General features: G+C 61.0%; 22 protein-coding genes and 1 pseudogene. 1 reads left to right on the forward strand and 22 read right to left on the reverse strand.

Annotated features, from left to right (window positions below):
* Window positions 1–2: 2 nt before the first annotated feature.
* The 6 genes from GC127_RS00335 to GC127_RS00360 all read right to left on the reverse strand — a co-directional run bounded on the left by GC127_RS00335 (window position 3) and on the right by GC127_RS00360 (window position 4,799).
* Window positions 3–302, reverse strand: a complete 300-nt coding sequence (locus GC127_RS00335) for a CcdB family protein (protein WP_151975964.1) — start codon at window positions 300–302, stop codon at window positions 3–5.
* Complete coding sequence (locus tag GC127_RS00340) at window positions 302–523, reverse strand: type II toxin-antitoxin system CcdA family antitoxin (protein ID WP_254699935.1); 222 nt, start codon at window positions 521–523, stop codon at window positions 302–304. The genes GC127_RS00335 and GC127_RS00340 overlap by 1 nt, the downstream gene beginning before the upstream one ends.
* Before the next feature lie 61 nt (window positions 524–584).
* On the reverse strand, window positions 585–3,332 hold the full coding sequence (locus tag GC127_RS00345; protein ID WP_151975963.1) for a DNA methyltransferase: 2,748 nt from the start codon (window positions 3,330–3,332) through the stop codon (window positions 585–587).
* On the reverse strand, window positions 3,329–3,751 hold the full coding sequence (locus tag GC127_RS00350) for a type II toxin-antitoxin system VapC family toxin (RefSeq protein WP_151975962.1): 423 nt from the start codon (window positions 3,749–3,751) through the stop codon (window positions 3,329–3,331). The genes GC127_RS00345 and GC127_RS00350 overlap by 4 nt, the downstream gene beginning before the upstream one ends.
* Window positions 3,752–3,754: 3 nt before the next feature.
* The gene (locus GC127_RS00355) at window positions 3,755–4,003 is read right to left on the reverse strand and encodes a plasmid stabilization protein (RefSeq protein ID WP_009819916.1); all 249 of its coding nucleotides are present in this window, start codon (window positions 4,001–4,003) and stop codon (window positions 3,755–3,757) included.
* 253 nt (window positions 4,004–4,256) lie between these two features.
* Window positions 4,257–4,799 carry a GSU2403 family nucleotidyltransferase fold protein gene (locus GC127_RS00360; protein ID WP_254699933.1) on the reverse strand — a complete coding sequence of 181 codons (543 nt, stop codon included), beginning with the start codon at window positions 4,797–4,799 and terminating at the stop codon, window positions 4,257–4,259.
* Window positions 4,800–4,824: 25 nt separating this feature from the next.
* Here GC127_RS00360 and GC127_RS23200 point away from each other — a divergent pair, with 25 nt between their 5' ends.
* Window positions 4,825–4,959: a hypothetical protein gene (locus GC127_RS23200; protein ID WP_302848592.1), complete on the forward strand. Its 135-nt coding sequence runs from the start codon at window positions 4,825–4,827 to the stop codon at window positions 4,957–4,959.
* A 38-nt stretch (window positions 4,960–4,997) separates the two neighbouring features.
* Here the strand turns inward: GC127_RS23200 and GC127_RS00365 are convergent, their stop codons facing one another.
* From GC127_RS00365 to GC127_RS00440, 16 genes and pseudogenes are all read right to left on the reverse strand, one after another.
* Complete coding sequence (locus tag GC127_RS00365; protein WP_151975961.1) at window positions 4,998–5,342, reverse strand: helix-turn-helix transcriptional regulator; 345 nt, start codon at window positions 5,340–5,342, stop codon at window positions 4,998–5,000.
* Between the two features lie 11 nt (window positions 5,343–5,353).
* Entirely contained in the window at window positions 5,354–5,605 is a 252-nt protein-coding gene (locus tag GC127_RS00370; protein WP_151975960.1) for a type II toxin-antitoxin system RelE/ParE family toxin, read from the reverse strand.
* A 149-nt stretch (window positions 5,606–5,754) separates the two neighbouring features.
* Entirely contained in the window at window positions 5,755–6,735 is a 981-nt protein-coding gene (locus GC127_RS00375) for a GSU2403 family nucleotidyltransferase fold protein (RefSeq protein WP_368074198.1), read from the reverse strand.
* A gap of 197 nt (window positions 6,736–6,932) precedes the next feature.
* Window positions 6,933–7,931 (reverse strand): P-type DNA transfer ATPase VirB11, encoded by a 999-nt coding sequence (virB11, locus tag GC127_RS00380; RefSeq protein WP_151975959.1) that lies wholly within the window; start codon window positions 7,929–7,931, stop codon window positions 6,933–6,935.
* Window positions 7,931–9,388, reverse strand: coding sequence for a TrbI/VirB10 family protein (locus GC127_RS00385; protein ID WP_151975958.1), 1,458 nt, complete (start codon window positions 9,386–9,388; stop codon window positions 7,931–7,933). Before GC127_RS00385 ends, virB11 begins: the two co-directional genes overlap by 1 nt.
* Window positions 9,389–9,390: 2 nt before the next feature.
* On the reverse strand, window positions 9,391–10,122 hold the full coding sequence (locus GC127_RS00390) for a TrbG/VirB9 family P-type conjugative transfer protein (RefSeq protein ID WP_151975957.1): 732 nt from the start codon (window positions 10,120–10,122) through the stop codon (window positions 9,391–9,393).
* A gap of 3 nt (window positions 10,123–10,125) precedes the next feature.
* On the reverse strand, window positions 10,126–10,770 hold the full coding sequence (locus GC127_RS00395; RefSeq protein WP_151975956.1) for a virB8 family protein: 645 nt from the start codon (window positions 10,768–10,770) through the stop codon (window positions 10,126–10,128).
* Between the two features lie 2 nt (window positions 10,771–10,772).
* Entirely contained in the window at window positions 10,773–11,774 is a 1,002-nt protein-coding gene (locus tag GC127_RS00400) for a type IV secretion system protein (RefSeq protein ID WP_199861139.1), read from the reverse strand.
* Window positions 11,774–12,262, reverse strand: coding sequence for a hypothetical protein (locus tag GC127_RS00405; RefSeq protein ID WP_151975954.1), 489 nt, complete (start codon window positions 12,260–12,262; stop codon window positions 11,774–11,776). The genes GC127_RS00400 and GC127_RS00405 overlap by 1 nt, the downstream gene beginning before the upstream one ends.
* Window positions 12,263–12,265: 3 nt before the next feature.
* On the reverse strand, window positions 12,266–13,075 hold the full coding sequence (locus GC127_RS00410; protein ID WP_151975953.1) for a type IV secretion system protein: 810 nt from the start codon (window positions 13,073–13,075) through the stop codon (window positions 12,266–12,268).
* The gene (locus GC127_RS00415) at window positions 13,065–14,153 is read right to left on the reverse strand and encodes a lytic transglycosylase domain-containing protein (RefSeq protein ID WP_199861138.1); all 1,089 of its coding nucleotides are present in this window, start codon (window positions 14,151–14,153) and stop codon (window positions 13,065–13,067) included. The genes GC127_RS00410 and GC127_RS00415 overlap by 11 nt, the downstream gene beginning before the upstream one ends.
* 165 nt (window positions 14,154–14,318) lie before the next feature.
* The gene (locus GC127_RS00420) at window positions 14,319–16,688 is read right to left on the reverse strand and encodes a VirB4 family type IV secretion system protein (RefSeq protein ID WP_199861137.1); all 2,370 of its coding nucleotides are present in this window, start codon (window positions 16,686–16,688) and stop codon (window positions 14,319–14,321) included.
* On the reverse strand, window positions 16,678–16,881 hold the full coding sequence (locus tag GC127_RS23300) for a VirB3 family type IV secretion system protein (RefSeq protein ID WP_151992543.1): 204 nt from the start codon (window positions 16,879–16,881) through the stop codon (window positions 16,678–16,680). The genes GC127_RS00420 and GC127_RS23300 overlap by 11 nt, the downstream gene beginning before the upstream one ends.
* A 24-nt stretch (window positions 16,882–16,905) precedes the next feature.
* A complete protein-coding gene (locus GC127_RS00430; protein ID WP_080457405.1) occupies window positions 16,906–17,181 on the reverse strand; it encodes a type IV secretion system protein VirB3 in 276 nt (91 codons plus the stop codon).
* Window positions 17,182–17,204: 23 nt separating this feature from the next.
* Window positions 17,205–17,489, reverse strand: a complete 285-nt coding sequence (locus GC127_RS00435; protein ID WP_080457406.1) for a TrbC/VirB2 family protein — start codon at window positions 17,487–17,489, stop codon at window positions 17,205–17,207.
* Window positions 17,486–17,872 (reverse strand): annotated as a pseudogene (locus tag GC127_RS00440) (lytic transglycosylase domain-containing protein); the annotation flags it as partial. The pseudogene GC127_RS00440 and the gene GC127_RS00435, both read right to left, overlap by 4 nt.
* Window positions 17,873–18,110 lie beyond the last annotated feature (238 nt).

The raw sequence follows: 18,110 nt of genomic DNA on the forward strand, positions 1-18,110 counted from the left end.
GTTCAAAACCCGTGAAACAGCATGTCGAGCGCGGATGTGACCGCGTCGAACCGTTCAGACAAATCCCCCACCCGGGCTTTCAAAATGCCAACCGGAACGGCGGCGATGTATTGCGTCATCATCAGATGTGGCGCGCCGTCGATATCGAACACCGGGTTCAGGCGGCTGGCGGCGATCGGGGCCCGCCCCTGTGGCAAGAGCGGCACCACCGCGCGCACATTCAGCCCGTCCAGCAGATCGTTTTGCACATCCAGAAGATAGCCATCGCCCGCAGGGGTCGCAAACAGATCATATTGCGCCATCAGAACTGCCGGTATTTCTCAAGCGGCAGCCCGTTTTTTTCCACCCAGTCGTTCGAGCTTTGGATCGCGGCGCGGTTTTCTTCCAGCCATTGGGCCGCCTTGCGGGCGCGCACGGCGTCGCGCAGGCTGGCCTCGAACGTGGCGGAAAGGTTGATGTTCAGCGCGCGCGCCTCGTCCAGAAGGGCGGGGTCGATGGTCAGGTTGGTGGCGCGTTTGGTCATCGTGGCCTCCTGTGGGCGGATCATGCGCATGTGTAACACACATGGGGCGTGCGGGCAAAGGTCATGCGGCCCCTTTGGTCGTCATCCGCGTATACATCTCGAACAGCTTTTCCAGCCGCTCGGTGTCGTTGCGAAAGCGGCGGCCGATGTAGATGCGTTCCAGCACCTCGTCGCCCAGGTCATGCGCGGCGCGCAGGTTTTCGGGCATTTTTTCGGGGTCGTAGAGATCGGCGATGGTGGCGGGGAAATGCGCCTCGCGGGCCAGAAGGATGTTTTCCGCCGCCGCGATCAGATCGGCGCGGTTCTTCTCGGTCAGTTTGGGGACGGGGAAGGTGTTCCAGCCCATGGTGTTGGAATAGCGGAAATCGGTTTTCATCTTGCCGCAGACCGTTGCGATCCAGACCAGATGCAGACGCGAGGCGATCAGCGCCATGTTCCAGAGCGGGGCGTCGTAGAGGGCGAAACACAGGTTCGTGACTGTTGCCCTGTTATCCAGCAGCCCCACCGGAAGATATCTACGATTTTCAGAGGAAACGCAGGGCATGGCGATGGCCTGTTGCTTTCCTATATTCATCTCGCGCATTTGGTGCGCGCGGCTTGCCATCTCGTTCGCGCTTTTGTCGCGGCTATTCAGGCGCATTTCGCGCACGCCCTCAACACGCTGGCGGATCGTGTCAATCGCCAAGGCGTCTGGCAAATCGTCATCCGTGATCCACAGGCAATACCGCTCTAACCCGCGAATGAACTCTGCGGAACCATAAATCCGACGAATAAATCTGTCGTGCTGGTCAGGCGTCAAACCAAGCGCGCGCACCTCATCTGCACTTAAAAGTAGATGCCCACCATCCACCGGCTTATTGCCAAAGCTCATCTCTGCCCCGCCGTTCAGCGGCTTGCTGGCTTTGTTGATGACAACATTCGGCGTTGCAACCAGATAGGCGTTGATATTGTCCACTTCTTTCACGACGGACCCGCCATCATCTGCCAACGTGAACAGCTTGCGCACCGGCCCCGCATGATTGGAAATCGCCACAATCGCCACAGTGACGCCCGCATTATGGCTGGCAAGGTTCGCCCATTTGAAACTGGTATGGGCAAAGGCGATCTCGTGCCCCGTCTTGAAGATCAGCGGCCAAAGGATAGGCACCTGCTGCCCCTGACAGATCGAGTTTGTGGACACAAAGGCCGACACGGTCGGCGTATGCAGCCCGTAATCGGCAGCCTTCATGAACCAGCCCGCGACATAGTCGAGCGACTTCCAGCTTTTCGTGCGACCCTCGAAAATGCGCTGCAAATCCTCTTTCTGTTCGATGCTTTGCCACGTTGACCCCAGATAAGGCGGGTTGCCGCAGATATAGGTCTCGCCCCCCTCATTCGCGAAGTCGATCTGCGCCTGATCCAGCGGTGACATGAACAGGTCATCGGCCTGGAACTTCACCACCTTGCCCGTGGGTTTCAGGATCGACAGCCAATCCAGCCGCAGGGCGTTGCCGCAGGTGATCCAGTTCTGCGCATCCAGCGGCAGAAACTCGGCCAGCGCCTCTTTCTGACCGCGATAGGTCACGTCGCACTGGTATTCCGCGATGATCAGCGCCAGCCGCGCAATCTCGGCCGAGAAATCCCGCAGCTCGATCCCGCGATAGTTTGTCAGAGGAATGTCGGTGCGGCGCTGCGGCTCGCCCCGCCGTTTGTTGATCTCATACTCGATGCTGCGCATTTCCTTGTAGGCGATGACAAGGAAGTTGCCCGACCCGCAGGCGGGATCGAAGACGCGGATCTTGGCCATGCGCGCGCGCAGATTGGCCAGCTTGCGCGCGTTGTCGCCCGCCGCCTCCAGCTCTGCCCGCAGATCATCGAGGAAGAGCGGGTTCAGCACCTTCAGGATGTTCGGCACCGAGGTGTAGTGCATGCCGAGGACCGAGCGTTCCTCTTCATCCGCGACGGCCTGGATCATCGAGCCGAAGATGTCGGGGTTGATCTGCGTCCAGTCGAGGCTGCCGATATGCGACAGGTAGCGCTGCGCGATCTTGGAAAAGCGGGGGGCCTCGGTGCTGCCCGAGAAAAGCCCGCCGTTGACGTAGGGAAAGGTGTCGACCCAACGGGGCAGCTTGGCCTCGGCGCGCTTGGCGATGGGGGTGTTCATCGCGCGGAAAATCTCGCCGATGACCTGATGGGTGTTCGACCCGTCGCGGTTGGCCATCTGGTCGATGGTGGCGGTGAAGAGGTTATCGCTGACGAAAATGTCGGTGTCTTCGGCGAAGAAGCAGAAGATCAGCCGCGCCATGAAGTGGTTCATGTCGTGGCGTTTTTCCGCGCTGCCCCAGTCGGGGTTGTCCTTGATCAGCTCGACATAAAGCCGGTTGAGGCGGCTGGTCGCGCGAATGTCAAAGGCGCTTTCGCGGATCTGCTTGACGGTGGAAATGCCCGCGAGCGGCAGGAAGAAGCCGAAATGGTCGGGGAAATCGGTGTAGCGGCAGGCGATGGTTTCGCCCGAGGTGAGGTCTTCGGCCTCAAGGTCGATGCCATCGGTGGCAAGGATGAACTTGGCCTTGGCGCGGGTGGTGGCGGGGCTGTCGCGAAGGGCGCTCAGAGTCGCCGCGATGTCGCCCGGCGCGCAGGTTTTCAGGTGGATGTTGTTGGTTTGGAGAATGCCGCCGAAGTCGGATTTATTCGACGCGCCGGTGCGCAGCCGCTTGATGGTGGTGTCTTTGTTCCCGAAGGCTATGAGGAAGGCATAGGGGAACTCGGCCGCATCAAAGGGCTGCTCGGCGAGTTCGGAAACGGCTTGTTCGATTTCAACGGCGTTCATGCGGCTGTCCAGGGGTTGACCAGGTCGATCCCGCAGCCTTTGAGGTCAGGCGTGTTGCGCGTGGCGACCGTGGCGCCGCGGGCGCGGGCAATCGCAGCAATCTGGCAATCGGCCTGGGTGATCGGTCGCCCGGCGGCGCGGCGTGCAGCGGCGATGGTGGCGTAGGACTGAGCCGCGTCGCTGTCAAAGGGCAGAATGCGTCCGGCGAAGTCCTCTCGCAGGATGCGGTCCACCGCGTCAACCAGCGCGGCGTGGCGCGCGGCCTGTCCCATGGTCGCGAGGCCGTAGCGCAACTCCGCCTCCGATATCGAGGTCAGGTAGACGTTGAGCCCGTCCTGAGCGGACAGCCAGTGTTCGACCTTGGGCTCCGGGGCCGGGCGCAACAGCTCGGAGATGACATTCGTGTCGAGGATGATCATGCGTCAGGCCCGATCAAACGCGGGCGGCTCACGCATGGCTTCACGCTGCGGAAGGTCGAGATCAACGCCGCCCAGAGGCGCGACCCGCGCACGGATCGCCGCGGCAAGATCGTGGGATGGCTTCGCTTCGCCGACGACATGGCGCAAGATCTCGCGCGCCTCCTCTTCCATCGAGCGGCCATGCTCGGCCGCACGGATGCGAAGGCGGCGCTTCACGTCATCGTCAAGGTTCCGGATGGTAATGCTTGCCATGATCTCCTCCTGATCGAAGTGTAATCACCGCAATCAATGCGATCAAGCGTAAATGCATTCATGGAGGGTAAGAAGAGGATGTTCTCAGGCAGGGGCAAAACACCACGACAATCGTAAACTGTCGATTTTTTCATCTGTTTCAGCTTTCCTCCAACGTACTCGCTACAGGACTGGACCTGCCCTTTAACCACATGTCTGCGTCTGGGATGCCGGGTGTGCAAACCCCATTTAATGCTTATCGTCGACGAGCAACTTACCCATCTTCGCACCCCATCAGCATCTCACGTGCGCCCGGCATACGCTCCAGCGTGCGCTCAATCCTCTCGCGCCACCTGGGGCCGCGCGCCATTGCGTCGGTGTAAGCGTCCCAGAGGTCGGACGGGCGATCCTCAGTCATGGTCTCAATAATGAATGCGGCCTGCTGGCGATTCTTGTCGGCCTTGAAGGACCCGGGCCCGTCGCGGCGGCGATCCGCGACGATCAGCTTATGGATTGCGAATTTCTCAGGCCTGGGGATCTGCACAAGGATTCCATCCCGATAGAGTGCAACGGCGTGGATCGGGTCCGAGATCAGGTAGTTTAAATGATGCAGGGCCCGCGCCTTGACGCCCAGGGCGGGAAGATCGCGAATGCCTTCTTCGGCATCAAAAGATGGTGTCAGGAATTCGATCATCATGCCCGTCTGTCCGCTTTGCCGCCAGCGCCAGACACTGTCGCGGTCAAGACCCTGAACGGGGTCAAACTTGAGCGCCGCGAATGTCTGAGCCAGGGATGGCTCGACGGCATCAGCCAACATTTTCACAGAGAGCGGTGAGCATCTGATGGAACTCGCCGAAGTGGAGGCGATTTCACCTATCCTATCTGCAACAGCACAGCTGACCAACGAGCAGGTTCTTCTTCTGGCAAGTTTTCTCTCGTCCCTGGAAGATGCGGACGCGATGCCCGCTCCCAACTGAAGTTCGGTCTCGCCATAGCGCCAGGAAAGGGCTGCGCCTTATTCCGCCAAATCGTCGAGCGCAACGTTGAGGGCATCCGCCAAGGCTCGCAGGGTTGTGACCGACCCTTGTTTGCGTCCGGTTTCGATCTCGGCCACTGTGACCCGGTTGACGCCTGCCTTTGCGGCCAGCGCTGCCTGTGTCAGGCCACGCCAATCCCGGTAGACGCGCAGGGCGCGCTCGCCATTCAGCAGGCGATTTACGAATTGCGCAGGCACAAGCTGTTCCTCTCCCGCCGCCAGCGCTGCCTTGGCACGGTCAAAGCTCTGCAAATCCGCCAGATCCTCAGCCGCAGCCTGCAGGCGGTCATATTCCTCGCGGGGGATCGTTACCATCTCGTTCATGTCATGTCCTTTCAGTCATAGATGCCGCCGCGGGGTCCGATATCCAGAACAGCCAGGACATTGCCCTGATCATCCATGATAACGCGCCAATCGCCTACCCGTAGCCGAACGCCCTCTCGCCCCTTGAGGGACTTCACATTATTGGCCTGCGAGCCTGGGTCTTGCGCATAGACCTCGATCTTGGAGCGGATCAACGTGGCAGTGTTCACAGGCATTCGGCGCAACGCTTTGATCGCGGCTTTCGTATAGCTGATCTGCTTCATTATGTAGCTGTAAGCGACATGTCTGGCAAAGTCAAGGCAAATGTCTCTGAAGGCTACATGTGCGTTTGGTTCAAGGCGCACGCACGCGCAACCTGATCTGTGAAGCTGGACCGAAAAACCACTATTCCTGCATATCGTGGATATCCGCGCTACCCCGCTTCGCACCCCATCAGCATCTCACGTGCGCCGGGCATGCGTTTCAGCGTCCGTTCAATCCTCTCACGCCACCTGGGGCCGCGCGCCATTGCGTCGGTGTAAGCGTCCCAGAGGTCGGACGGGCGATCCTCAGCCATGGTCTCAATAATGAATGCGGCCTGCTGGCGATCCTTATCGGCCTTGAAGGACCTGGGCCCGTCGCGGCGGCGATCCGCGACGATCAGCTTGTGGATTGCGAATTTCTCAGGCCTGGGGATCTGCACAAGGATTCCATCCCGATAGAGTGCAACGGCGTGGATCGGGTCCGAGATCAGGTAGTTCAAATGATGCAGGGCCCGCGCCTTGACGCCCAGGGCAGGGAGATCGCGAATGCCTTCTTCGGCATCAAAAGATGGTGTCAGGAATTCGATCATCATGCCGGTCTGTCCGCTTTGTCGCCAGCGCCAGACACTGTCGCGGTCAAGGCCCTGAACGGGATCGAACTTGAGCGCCGGGAATGTCTGAGCTAGGGATGGCTCGACGGCATCTTGCAGGGCAACGGACAGACGCTCGAATTGCGCGATGTCGACATCACCGGTGTTGGCCACGCTGCCAAGGGGGAGGGTGACGCCCAGTTCTCCCTCCATGAAGCGAAAGGCATTCGTGCCGACCAGGGTGCCGCCCAGCCGGAACGTTCCGACCTTGGCCATGGCAAGCAGCAGACCGCCTGTGCCCCGGTCGACCGGCGTCATACCTTCGGCGCGCAGCAGACGCGCGAGGCGGGCGCGTTCGCGCTTGCGCTCGGATGCTTGCTCGCGCAGGTCGTTCATGCGGTCCACGCGAGTGCGCGTCTCAGTGCTGTCCGGACCAATATACCAGAACTTCACATCGCGGCCGATTTTCTCAGCCGCGTACCAGTAGGTCTTGCCGCCACGCTCCTTTGTGACGAGCGAGCCGCGGACATTGGCGACCATGTCGTCCTTCAGAAGACGCAAGAGGTCGCCATAGGCAGAGCGTGCCACTGAGCTTAGATTCGCCATGTTGGCCTCCGAGTTACGGTCTCGGTAAACCTATATTTTTTGGTTGACCGTGACAACCGGTAAACCGATTGCTTTCCGTTGACCGAATAAGCCGTTGCGCTATAACGCATTTGCGGATGCAGGCCCCATCCGACGCAGACCCGCAGATCTCTTCAGGGATTTGAGCTGCCCGGCAGCCACACCTGTTCGACCCCGCGCCGCCCGTCCGTCCGCCCAAGCTGCACCACGACATCGATGCTGGACGCGGCATAGCGCCGTACCTCCTCAAAACTCATGTTGATGCCCACGGACATGACCATAAGGGCAAGGCGGTCGAGCGCCTTCTGCGCGGTATCTGCGTGAATCGTGGTGAATGAGCCGGAATGGCCGGTGTTGATCGCGTCGAGGAATGTCTTGCACTCATCGCCGCGCAACTCACCCAGAATGATCCGGTCTGGACGCATGCGCAAGGATGTCTCGAGCAACTTGGCTGCGGTGCGTTCACTTGAGGGGATGCGATCAGCCTTGAGCATCGCGCGATTGGGTTGTGGCGGGAAGAGCTCGAACGCGTCCTCGATGGTCACGATACGCTCCGTCTCGGTCACCAGCGCGAGAAGCGCCCGGGCAAAGGTCGTTTTGCCCGTGGATGTCCCGCCGCTGATCATGATGTTCAGCCGCTCGTCGATACAGAGTTTCATGGCGGCTCGAATATCGCCCGCCTGGGTCAGCGCGATCACCCGTTCAGCTTTTGCCTGTCGTTCGGCGTCCAGGTCTATCAGTGCACCGTGCAACAGACCGATGTCGCCCAAGGTAAGTTGGTCTTCACTATAGCGGCGCAGGGTGATCGACGGCCCGCCATCCACGACCGGTGGATAGACGACCTGTGCCCGGATCGGCTTGCCGTTCATCTCGATCTTGCCGGAGACCAGCGGCTTTTTCTCGCTGATCTGTCCGTGCGTGGCGCTGGCAATCGACGTGGCAAGATCCCGAGCTTTGGCAGGGGAGTAGAACACGCCCATGAACTCAACCATATGCTCAGCTCCCCGGGTTTCCACCCAGACCTTTCCATCAGGATTAATGGCGATTTCGACGATGGCGGGATCGCAAAGCGGTGCAGTCAGCGGTTTCAGATAGGTCGCAAGAAAACTGGTTTTTTCTGCCGCCTGGTTCATCAATAGAACTCGAGATCACGGTCAACGATCACACTGATCGCAGCCCCCGGTTGGACCGAAACAATCGGCGGCAGGCTGGCGTATTCGCCGATCACGGCATCGGTGGTCTGGGTGAAACTGCCCGCGACACCCTCGGCGACGTCTGTGCCGGTGTCGGAGTTCGCTTCCGACGCGGCGATTGCCGGCCCTGCGCCGATGATCGACAGCAATGCGGCTGTGCCAAAACGCAAACCGAAACGTGAGTTTACGGAGCCCGTTACGCCAGAACGGCCCTGATCGTCCGCACCGAATGCGGCGAGTTGCACCGATTGCCCTTCGGGTGTGACGATGCGTGACCAGCCAACCAGAATGCGGGCCTGACCCAAAGAGACATTCGAATTGTACGTCCCGAAGAGGCGGGAGCCCTCCGGAATGAGAACGCGGGACTGATCGAAGCTCCAGACCGGATAGTTCACGATGGCCGTGATCTGTCCGGGCAATGTGGAGTCAATGGCGGTTTCCAGGGACGCATGAATGAGCGTGCCCTGCAGAACCGTGTTGGAAGGATTGGCGATGACTTCCGCAGTCGCGACTTGAACGGGCTGGGCCCCCTCCAACACGAAGGCGCGCGCGGCGGCATCCCCGATCGCCGGACCCGTCTCGGGGTCGGATGCCGGACTGCCCGTCTGGACGCCCGTGTCAAAAATCACCCCCTCGGACCGGATTTGTGTGTCGCGCAGCGCCGCCGCCTCGGCCCGCCGACGCTCCAGCTCGGCCCGTCGCGCGGCTTCCTCGGCGGCGAGTTGGTCCCGCTCGGATTGCGCGCGCAGGGCGTCACTCATGCCGCTGTCTATTTGCTGTTGCAGGGCGTCGTTCTGGCGCTGCAGGCCGAGAATTTGCTCCATCAACTGCTCCATCCGGCCGTCGGCGACACGTGCGCGCGCGGCAACCTCATCCGTAATCCGTTTTTGTGCCACCAGATCGGCTTCTGCCAATCGCGTGTCCATCTCGCTTTGCAGTTGGGCAATGAGCGCAGCGTTCTGTTCCTGAACCGAGCGCAGCGCGTCAGCCAGCTCACCGGAATTGTCGGGGGCAGGAGCCTCCGCCAGTCTTTCCAACTGGGCTTGCAGGGCGACCACGTCGCGCGCAAGCTTGGCATTCTGCTCCTCCAGCGCCAGGCGCTGCGCCGCGAGTTCATCCTCGATCGGGCCGGGATCGAATCGGGGCTCCGATCGTGGTTCGGTCGGTTCCGCTTCGGCTGTCATGCGGCCAAACCCGTCCCCGTCGACCTGATCCTGAAAGTCATCGGCTTTCGATGTCTCAACGGCCGAAGTCACCCCGCTGCCTTGCACAAGCGGGTAGGCAATGATGGCGGTCCCCGCCAAGAGGAGCGCACCCAGACCAAGCCTCAGCCCGAGCGATGCGCGCCGCTTTGGCGCAAAACTGTATTCCTTTTCCGGGATCTGTTTTTCGGACATGATCAGAACTCCCGCCCACGCAAGGCGGCCACGGCGGCAGCCTCGGTGGTGAATCCACCAGCCTCGCGGATAATGCAGATATGATCCTCGCCCATACGGATGGTGTAGGCGTTCCGCACGCCTGTAACCCGCACGACCGCGCCTCTGGTCTGGCTGTTCTGGGTGATCTCGTAGCCTTGGGCATTCAAGCCGAAAATCGAGGGCCGCACGCCGGGCCGGAATTCAAAGAAGGTCGAGCGCCCGTCATTCCAGACCCGCACCGGGCGGATCGCACCGCCTCCCGCAAATTGATAGCCGGTATCACGGCCCCCAGCCGCAAGCAGGTGCCCTGCGGGTCGCTCGTCGGGAAAGTTTACGACAATCCGGAAAGACTGTGTCCGTGTGCGTCCCTCTGTCAGATAGAAGGCGACAGCGCGGCGGTTGGTATAGATCGTCAGGTTTGTCGCGGCCCGTGCTTCGACAGGCTTGATCGAGATCGTATTGCGGTTCGACAGAACCTCAACTTCATAGGACGCGGAATCCCCGATGAGGACCTGATTGATCCGTTCGCCGGGACCGAGTTCGATTGACGTGTTTACCCGAAGGTGGGTGTCGATCCGGATCACATCCGTGGGGTTGAAGTTGACGTGACGAACGCGGGCGTCCTGTCCCATGGTGACCGGCGCGCGCTCAGCCAGGGCAGGCGTTGCGAGCAACCCGGTGACGATTGCAGTGGCAAGCAGAAAGGTTTTCATGAATTATTCTCGTGTCAGTGTTTCGGCGTCGACCCGGTATGCTGTCACCGAGAAGCCAAGGGGATTTTCCCAGACGCGTGTCAGGGAGCGTTCGCGACGGGGGGCAAACTCAAACCCGACGGTGGCGATGAACGTCTGCGTAACCGGTGTCTGGTTGGGCCGGGTGAGGCGCTTGTCGAACCGGATCTGGGCCACGTCGTCCTGCAGGAAGGTGATCGCCCGCACGCGGACATCGACCTGCGCATTCGCGCCATAGCTGCGCGGCGGGTAATTCTCGGACCCCGTGGTCCAGAGTTCGATCAGCGAGGCGCGGGCGGGCCCACTGGAACGCCGCTGGACACTTTCGAGCCGTTCCTGAATACCGGCCCGAAAATAGCTCTCGCGGTCACTGATATAGCTCACAAGCAGGGATTCCTTGATCGCTTCCTCATCGGTGATACCGGTTGGCTTCACCTGGTAGATGCGTTCGGCTGCACCTGTGGTGCTGTCGACGAGGACGGTAAACACTTCGGTTTCGCGCAGGGGCAACATGACCGTGATGGTCAGGGCCAACAGCACGGTGATGGCGCAGGAACAGCCCGCAACGATCCATGCGGCGCGCGCGGCCCGGCGCGGACCCATCACCAAATCGATATCGAAATCACTCATGGCTATCCCTTCTTCATCTTTCCGGCGAGCGCGACCGCACTGCCCGCATAGCTGCCGGCACGGGCCACGCTGGAGGATCGGTCAGAGACGCCTTGTCCCTGAAGCCCTGCGTTGAAGCCCCGTCGCATGTCATCGCCGCCCCGGATCGCGGCACCGGTATTGCGCAACGCATTTCCGGGCATCCGCGCGGCATTTGCACCGATCGACGCGAGGCCGATGTTCGTGGCGGCAAGCCCTTGGGCGAACGTCGGCACGAGCAACATCAGACCGGTGCCGATCATCATCACCACGACAAAAGAGATCGCGTCCCCGAGCGTTTCAACGCTGTTGAGCTCCTCTGGCGCAACTGCATTTCCGGTGGCAATGGTGAACCCGGCCATGGCAGCAACGAATAGCGGCACGAAGGCAAATCCGATGGCGAGTTTGACCCAGGCCTCGAAGATCGGCGCCGATTGCTTGAACAATGTGCAGGCCACAGCCAACGGGGCGATGGCGATCAAGACCGCCAACATGATCTTGGCGGCAGATAGAACAATGATGGTGATCGTCGCCATGGCGGCCGCTACGAGGAACATGATCACGCTGGTCATGGCTCCGGCAAGCCAGCCCCCATTCTGGCTGATCGCCTGTCCGACATTCAGGGCTTGGGAATAGAGATCGTCGATGCCGTCGTAGAGATTTCCGACACTGCCCCCAGAGAGGGAATCGAGGATCCCGGCCCCAAGTTCGGCCGGGGCGTTTGTCAAAGCGTCATAGGGGACCGAGAGATTGGCGAAGGTCAGGAACACATTCACCAGCACGAGCCGCAACCCAAGAGCGACGATAGTCGCACGCGAAAGCTCAACCGTCTGCACAACGAGGTTTGCACCGACGAGCGCTGCTACCAACACCGACGCGGACCGCACGACAGGACGCACGGCGGCGACCGTATCGCCATAGGTGTCGGCTGCGACACCAGCCACGGTCGCATCCACCATGGCAAGAACCTCGGCAATGATGGCCATCAGTCGCCGCAGCTTTCTTTGCGAAATGCCGCATGGCGTTGGTCGATATCGACCCATTCGCCGCTGCGATACCGACGCAATGCGTTGAAATCTGCTGCAGTAAGCTCTTCCGGGGTCTTTCCGACACGCGCCTGCGTGTAGTCGTCCAGCGATCCGAGATCATAGATGCAGCCGCAGAAACCTTGCGATATGGCAAGCTCGCGCAGGTCGGTGCCAAAGCCCCATCGAACCGCCCCGCGGAAAATCTCGTTGCTGAAGAATTCCGTGTCCGGATAGGTGAGCGAGCAGGCTTGCGGCTTCGGGAACATCAAAAGCCCCCTCGCCTTTACCTCACGCATCAGCTTGAGAAGCCGGTCTTCCTCTCCGGTTTCGGTTGCAATGACGACCTCTCCGAGCAACGTATCGTCGGGCATGTCTTGCGGGCCTTCGGCCCAGGCATTGCCTGCGAGGGCGATGAAAACGGCAAGTGCTGCGAGTGAAGTGTTCAAGGGTCAATCCTCCGCGCCGGAAAAATCAAAAAAGGAGCGTGTGCGGGCCTGCTCGGCCGCGAAATCGATGCCGTTCTGACCCTGCGCCAAGCCTTGGGCGGCATTCAGGCGCCACATCTGGCCCAGCATGAAGTTCGTCTCGGCGGCCATCCGCGTGTTGAGATCGATCGATTCCTTCAACGTTTCCTGATCGCCGATCGCTTCCACCAACCCATCGATCCGTTCAATGCTCTGTGCGGCTTCCTCGTAGGAAATCTGGGCTTGCCCGATGACCATGGCATTGGCCGCCGCCAGATCGGCTATGGCGGCACCTTGCGGGGTCCCGGCGTCGTTCAGCTCGGTGAGTTTTTCCGAGGTGAACCCCGCACTGGCCATGGTCTCGCGCATGGCATCGGCGGCCCGGCGCTCACCCATTGTGACGTCGCCATCGAGCAGATCGTCCAGCAGGCTGTCAAAATCCCCGAGTGACAGGCTGTTCATGAAACCCGATAGATCGGTGATCTTCTGGGCCCGGGCACGCAGGTCCTCCACGCCGTTGTAAAGCGCGGCGATCTCGTTCAGGCCGGTAATTGACCCCAGGACGTCATCAAGCAGGCCTTGAATATCGGTGAGGCGCTGGATCTGGGTGCGCAATTCCTCGATTTGCTGGAGTTGGTTTTCCGCATCGCGCAGCGCGGCCTGCAGCTGCTCGACATTCTGCGCGAGGTTTGATCCATCGATTACAGGCACACCCTGAGCGACGGCTGGGGGGAGGGGCACCGCCAGGAGCGTGCCCGCGACAAGAATAGCGGCAAGGCGGGTGTCAGCCCTCATCGGAATACCTCCAGAAAGTGGATTGCTCCAGGTGATCGGCGGCCTCGGTCAAACCTTGTGCCGCATCGACTTTCACGTGGGCCGCGCGCAAACGCAGGGTCAGTGCCATGAGCCGCGCCCGTTCGGCCAGCATGTAGGTGGAGCGGTCCAGCGCTTCTTTTGCGTTCTCGGGCGGGTCTTCACGCAAGAGCGCCGCGATCCGGGTCATGGCCTGATCGATCTGGGTGCCCATGTAGGTGCCATAGCCGATTGAGGCATCCGCCCAGTTGCCCCAGGCGGCCGAGGCGCCATCGACGCCCGCTAGTGACCCCGTCATGTCGACGCCGGTGATGGTGCTTAGATAGTTGTTGTAATAGCCGTTGATGCGCCGAACGTAGGTCTGGGTTTCCTCGAATGGCGGCACGCCGCCATACTCAAAGACACGCCCGGGGCCTGCATTATAGGCCGCCAGAGCATGGTCGATCCGACCGAAGCGGCTCAGTTGCGTGAGAATATAGCGTGCGCCACCGTCGAGGTTTTCCCAAGGATCATGTGGGTTCACACCGAGATCCGCTGCTGTGCCCGGCATCAGCTGACAAAAGCCGCGCGCACCTACGGGCGAGACGGCCGCATTGTTGAAACGACTTTCCTGCTTGATCAGGGATTGAAACAGGATCCGCCATGTCAGTGGCGTCAGCCCGGCGGCTGCAACACCTGGATGACCCTCATAGCGCCGCGCCACCGTGATGATCATGCGTTCGACGTCGCTGGGTTCGCCGAAGAGCCGCTCGGCATCAGGATGATCTTCCTCAGCCGGGTAGGTCTCTGCAGCGCTCGCCCAGCCGGGTCCACCAGCCTCGAATCCACTCAGATCGGTGACACCGGTGGTTTCCTCAAGAAAACGCGCGTAGGCTTCACGTTGCTCTTGATAGATGTCCGCTTGTTCCTGACGGGCATCGCGCTTCTGGCCTTGGCGCAAGGCGTCGCGCGCAAGTTCCTCAACGCGAGATACGGCCCGGGCAAGGTTGGAGCCATCGATCACGGGCACGCCCTGCGCGGCGGCAAGCGAGCCAAGACCCAAGGCCAACGGAATCGCCATTCTAGAAGCTCTGGAAATCACAATGCGCATTCCGCGGAACAAGGTCGGGGGCAGGGGCCGAGAACGCCATCGCAGGCCGCTTGAAACATGGCGATCGCACGCCTGTTGATGCACCGTCGCAAGCGCTCAGGGCCGTCATGGCGACCAACAGAAAAAATCGTGCCTTCACATCATGTCCTTCCAGAAGTCTTCTTTGTTGCGCCAATCGGCAGGCGCTTTTTCCTCGCCGGTCTTGCCGCCACCAAGAACAGTGACCAGACCGCCAAGGCCTGCGAGATCGGTATTGACGAACACGCTGTCGGCGCCGGAGCGGATCAATGCCAGCCGCAACCCGGCTGTCGGGCTTGCGAGGAACTCCGCCTCGCGCGCGTTCAGGCGCAGGATGCCGTAATCCTCCGGATTTGCCCGTGGATTGGGAAACAGTATCTGGGTGGCCACACTTTCCGCGATGATCTGGCCGACCGAACTTTGGTCCAGATGGCCCGGTGTCTGGGTCAGCATCATCACCACGCAGTTGCGCTTGCGCATGGTAACCAGCCAGTCATGGAGGCGCTTGACGAAGATATCGTCAGCCAACATTTTCCAGGCCTCGTCGATCACGATGATCGTTGGTCTGCGATCCTCGATCACGCGCTCGATACGGCGGAAGAGATAGGCGAGCAGGGCGGAGCGTTCCGCGTCCTGGTCCAGAAGTTCGGTCATGTCGAGACCAAGGACATCCTCGCCAATGATAATCGACTGGGCACTGGGCCTTGAGAAAAGCCATCCATACCGGCCGGCTTGCGTCCATTCTCGTACGCGGGACACCAGATCACCGTCGTCATCGGTAGAGGCCACGAGGCTTGCCAAGCCGTCGAATGTTCTGAGCTCCGGCTCCGCTGCAATGATCTGACGGACTGCCTCATTCAGTGCGACGGTCTGAACCGTCTCAAGCGGACGGTGGCGGGCCAGAATGTCGCCGAGCCAATCTGTCAGCCAGGCGGCCCCTCGCGCATCGGTCTCCGTGGTCATCGGATTGAAGCCAGTGGGCTCGCCCACCTTGATTTCACTATAGCTGCCACCCAAAGCGCGGATCGCCATCTCCAACCCCTGATCCTTGTCGAAAACGATGACCCGCGCACCCACTCTGCGGGCCTGCGCCATGAGAAACGCCGTGCCGAGGGTCTTGCCAGACCCGGTGCGGCCCAGAACCAGCGTGTGCCCGACGCTTGGCTCATCGGTCCGGCGCCCGGCTTCGTGAAAGTTGAACCGGTAGAGACTGGAGGTCACGGTCGGGAAGGCCGTGATCGTCTTGCCCCATGGGCTGGCCTCCGGCTCCCGCCCCGGTCTTGTTTTGTGAAAGGCAGCGAGTTCCGCGAAATTCTGCGACGAAACGATCCCGTCACGGATCCGGTAGGCCCAGTTCCCGGGCGCCTGCGCGAAATAGAGCGCCTTTGCGGCCCAGGATTCCCGGACCAGAACGGCACCGGTCTCTTGCCCCGCCCGCCAGATCTCGGAGGCTGCCTGTTCCAGTTCCTCAGCGCTGTCACAGAACACCTGCACGGAGGCATGATGTGTCCCAAACGTCGAGCGGCCGGATGCCACGGCGTCGGCGGCTTCGATCAACTGCTCAGTCAGGCTGACGCCGGCATCCTCGGAGGCACCCCGCTGGCGAAAGGTACGTTGAATGCGCTCAACCATCTCATTGGCGCGCCGCGGCGTGAAGGAATTGGTGATCGTGATGTCATAGGGCAGTTCCAGCGCGTCAAGCATGGTTGGCCAGGTGCGGCTTGGATAGGATTTCATCCCGAAGATCGCGCCGTATCTTGAGCGTCCACCGCTTTCCAGCCGCATGGATTTGCCCTGAAAGCTGACGTCGAAATTGCTCATCGTATCAGCCAACAGTTGCCCGGGGGCGGCGATGATCTTGGCGTAGCCCTGTCCGTGAACCGCGGCCAACAGCGCAAGCCAATCCCCGCTTGAGACCGTAAGTCGCGCCACACCCGCGCCGGAATACATCGCCATGAGCAGCGTCATGGCCTCTTCCAGGGCAACAATCCTCGTGTCGATGTCCTTCTGGAAATCGCGGCCGCCGCCAAGGACGCCCAGAACCTTCGAGAAGGCCTGCGGCATCGACGGACGCATAAGAACCGTCAACATCAGGGTACGGGCTTTCAGATCGCGGGCGCGCAGGCTTCTTTGCCAGGCGGCGTCTACAGCAGTCGCGAAAGGCATGCCGTCTGGAGGGGCAAGGTCCAGGACGTCCGGGCGCGAGACCTTGTTGATGTGGAAACCAAAACGCTCCCCCAACTGCCCGACGATCCGGGCAAAGCCTTCGCTGATCTCATCGATCCGCGCGTCGTCGCTGGTGAAGCTGTCGATCCCGTCCAGCGTCACCGACGCCATCAGATCGCCCTGCCGTGTCAGGATGACATTGTCACGCACTGCAGCGATATAGGGAAGATGGCGCCCAAGACGCTCGGCTTTCCAGGCCTTGTCCCCGAGCGCGTCCCGAACAGCACTGCTGGCACGAAACCCCCGAAACTCACGCGACATAGAGATCGCCCCCCTCATCTGATCGCGCGCTCGTTCGCGGGGTGCGCGACATCACGACGTTCAAAATCTGAAACAGATGTGGATTGCGGTCAGCGACCAGCCAAAGCGGCGGGTAGCCAACGATGAACACCAGGAGAAACCGCATGTCGTCAACCAGAATGAAAGGGATCACGGATGCAAAGACCAGTGCCACGAAATATCCGANAACCCCCGAAACTCACGCGACATAGAGATCGCCCCCCTCATCTGATCGCGCGCTCGTTCGCGGGGTGCGCGACATCACGACGTTCAAAATCTGAAACAGATGTGGATTGCGGTCAGCGACCAGCCAAAGCGGCGGGTAGCCAACGATGAACACCAGGAGAAACCGCATGTCGTCAACCAGAATGAAAGGGATCACGGATGCAAAGACCAGTGCCACGAAATATCCGATCGGCAGACCGAATATCCGTGGCGGCTTGGTCAGCCCCAGAAAGAGTGGTGTGTCGCGCATGTGGGTCTCTGCCGCAGATCAGATCAAGGAGCCGCAAAGCCGTCGATGATGGTCTCGGCCGAAAAGATCAGAACCACGCCGACAAAGACGGCAACGAAGATCGGCCAGTTGAGCCGCCCGAAAAACATCATGACACCGGAGCCCACGAGCGCGAGCACGCCTAGGCCGCGCCCGATGGGACCTGTCACGGCGTCAACGACCGTGTCGATCATGTCGGAGACCGGGCTGAGATCCTGCGCGACGGCCGGGCTGGCGGCCAGTACAAGCACGGCCAAGAAGGTTGCCGGGGTATAATCGATGCGTTTCATGTCTGGTCTCCGATGGATTGGGCATAGACGGCCATGACCTTGCGGACATGGCCTTGGGTTTCACGGTAGGGGGGCACACCGCCGTGACGCGCCACGGCTTCGGGCCCGGCGTTATAGGCCGCGAGCGCAAGCTGCGGCGTGCCGAAACGATCAAGTTGTGTCAGCAGGTAGCGGGCGGACCCATGCAGGTTTTGCTCAGGATCATGCGGGTCGACGCCAAGCACACGCGCGGTGTCCGGCATCAACTGCCCAAGCCCGATTGCACCGACATGCGACCGCGCGCCTGGGTCAAACGCGCTTTCAACAGCGATGTTGGCGCGAAAAAAGGCCACCCAGTCGCGAGAGGTCATGCCCGCCCGGCGCAGGGCCGGGTGGTCCGCATAGACCGACCCCACATCGAGGATCATAGCCTCGATAACGGGACGACCCGATGGGGTCCGAGACGGGGAAAGGCGTTGTGACTCAAGAGGAGCGGCCTGAGAACGTGCGACAACGTCGCTGTGCTCGGGTTGAGGTCTTGCGAAGTCGAGAACGCTGCTGGTCAGACGGCCAACACGGTCTGGAGCATCGAGATCGATAACGGATTGTGCATGGGAGGAAGGGCTTGAAAGCCCCCAGAAA

This window comes from Roseovarius sp. EC-HK134, assembly GCF_902498815.1.
Classification (GTDB): domain Bacteria; phylum Pseudomonadota; class Alphaproteobacteria; order Rhodobacterales; family Rhodobacteraceae; genus Roseovarius; species Roseovarius mucosus_A.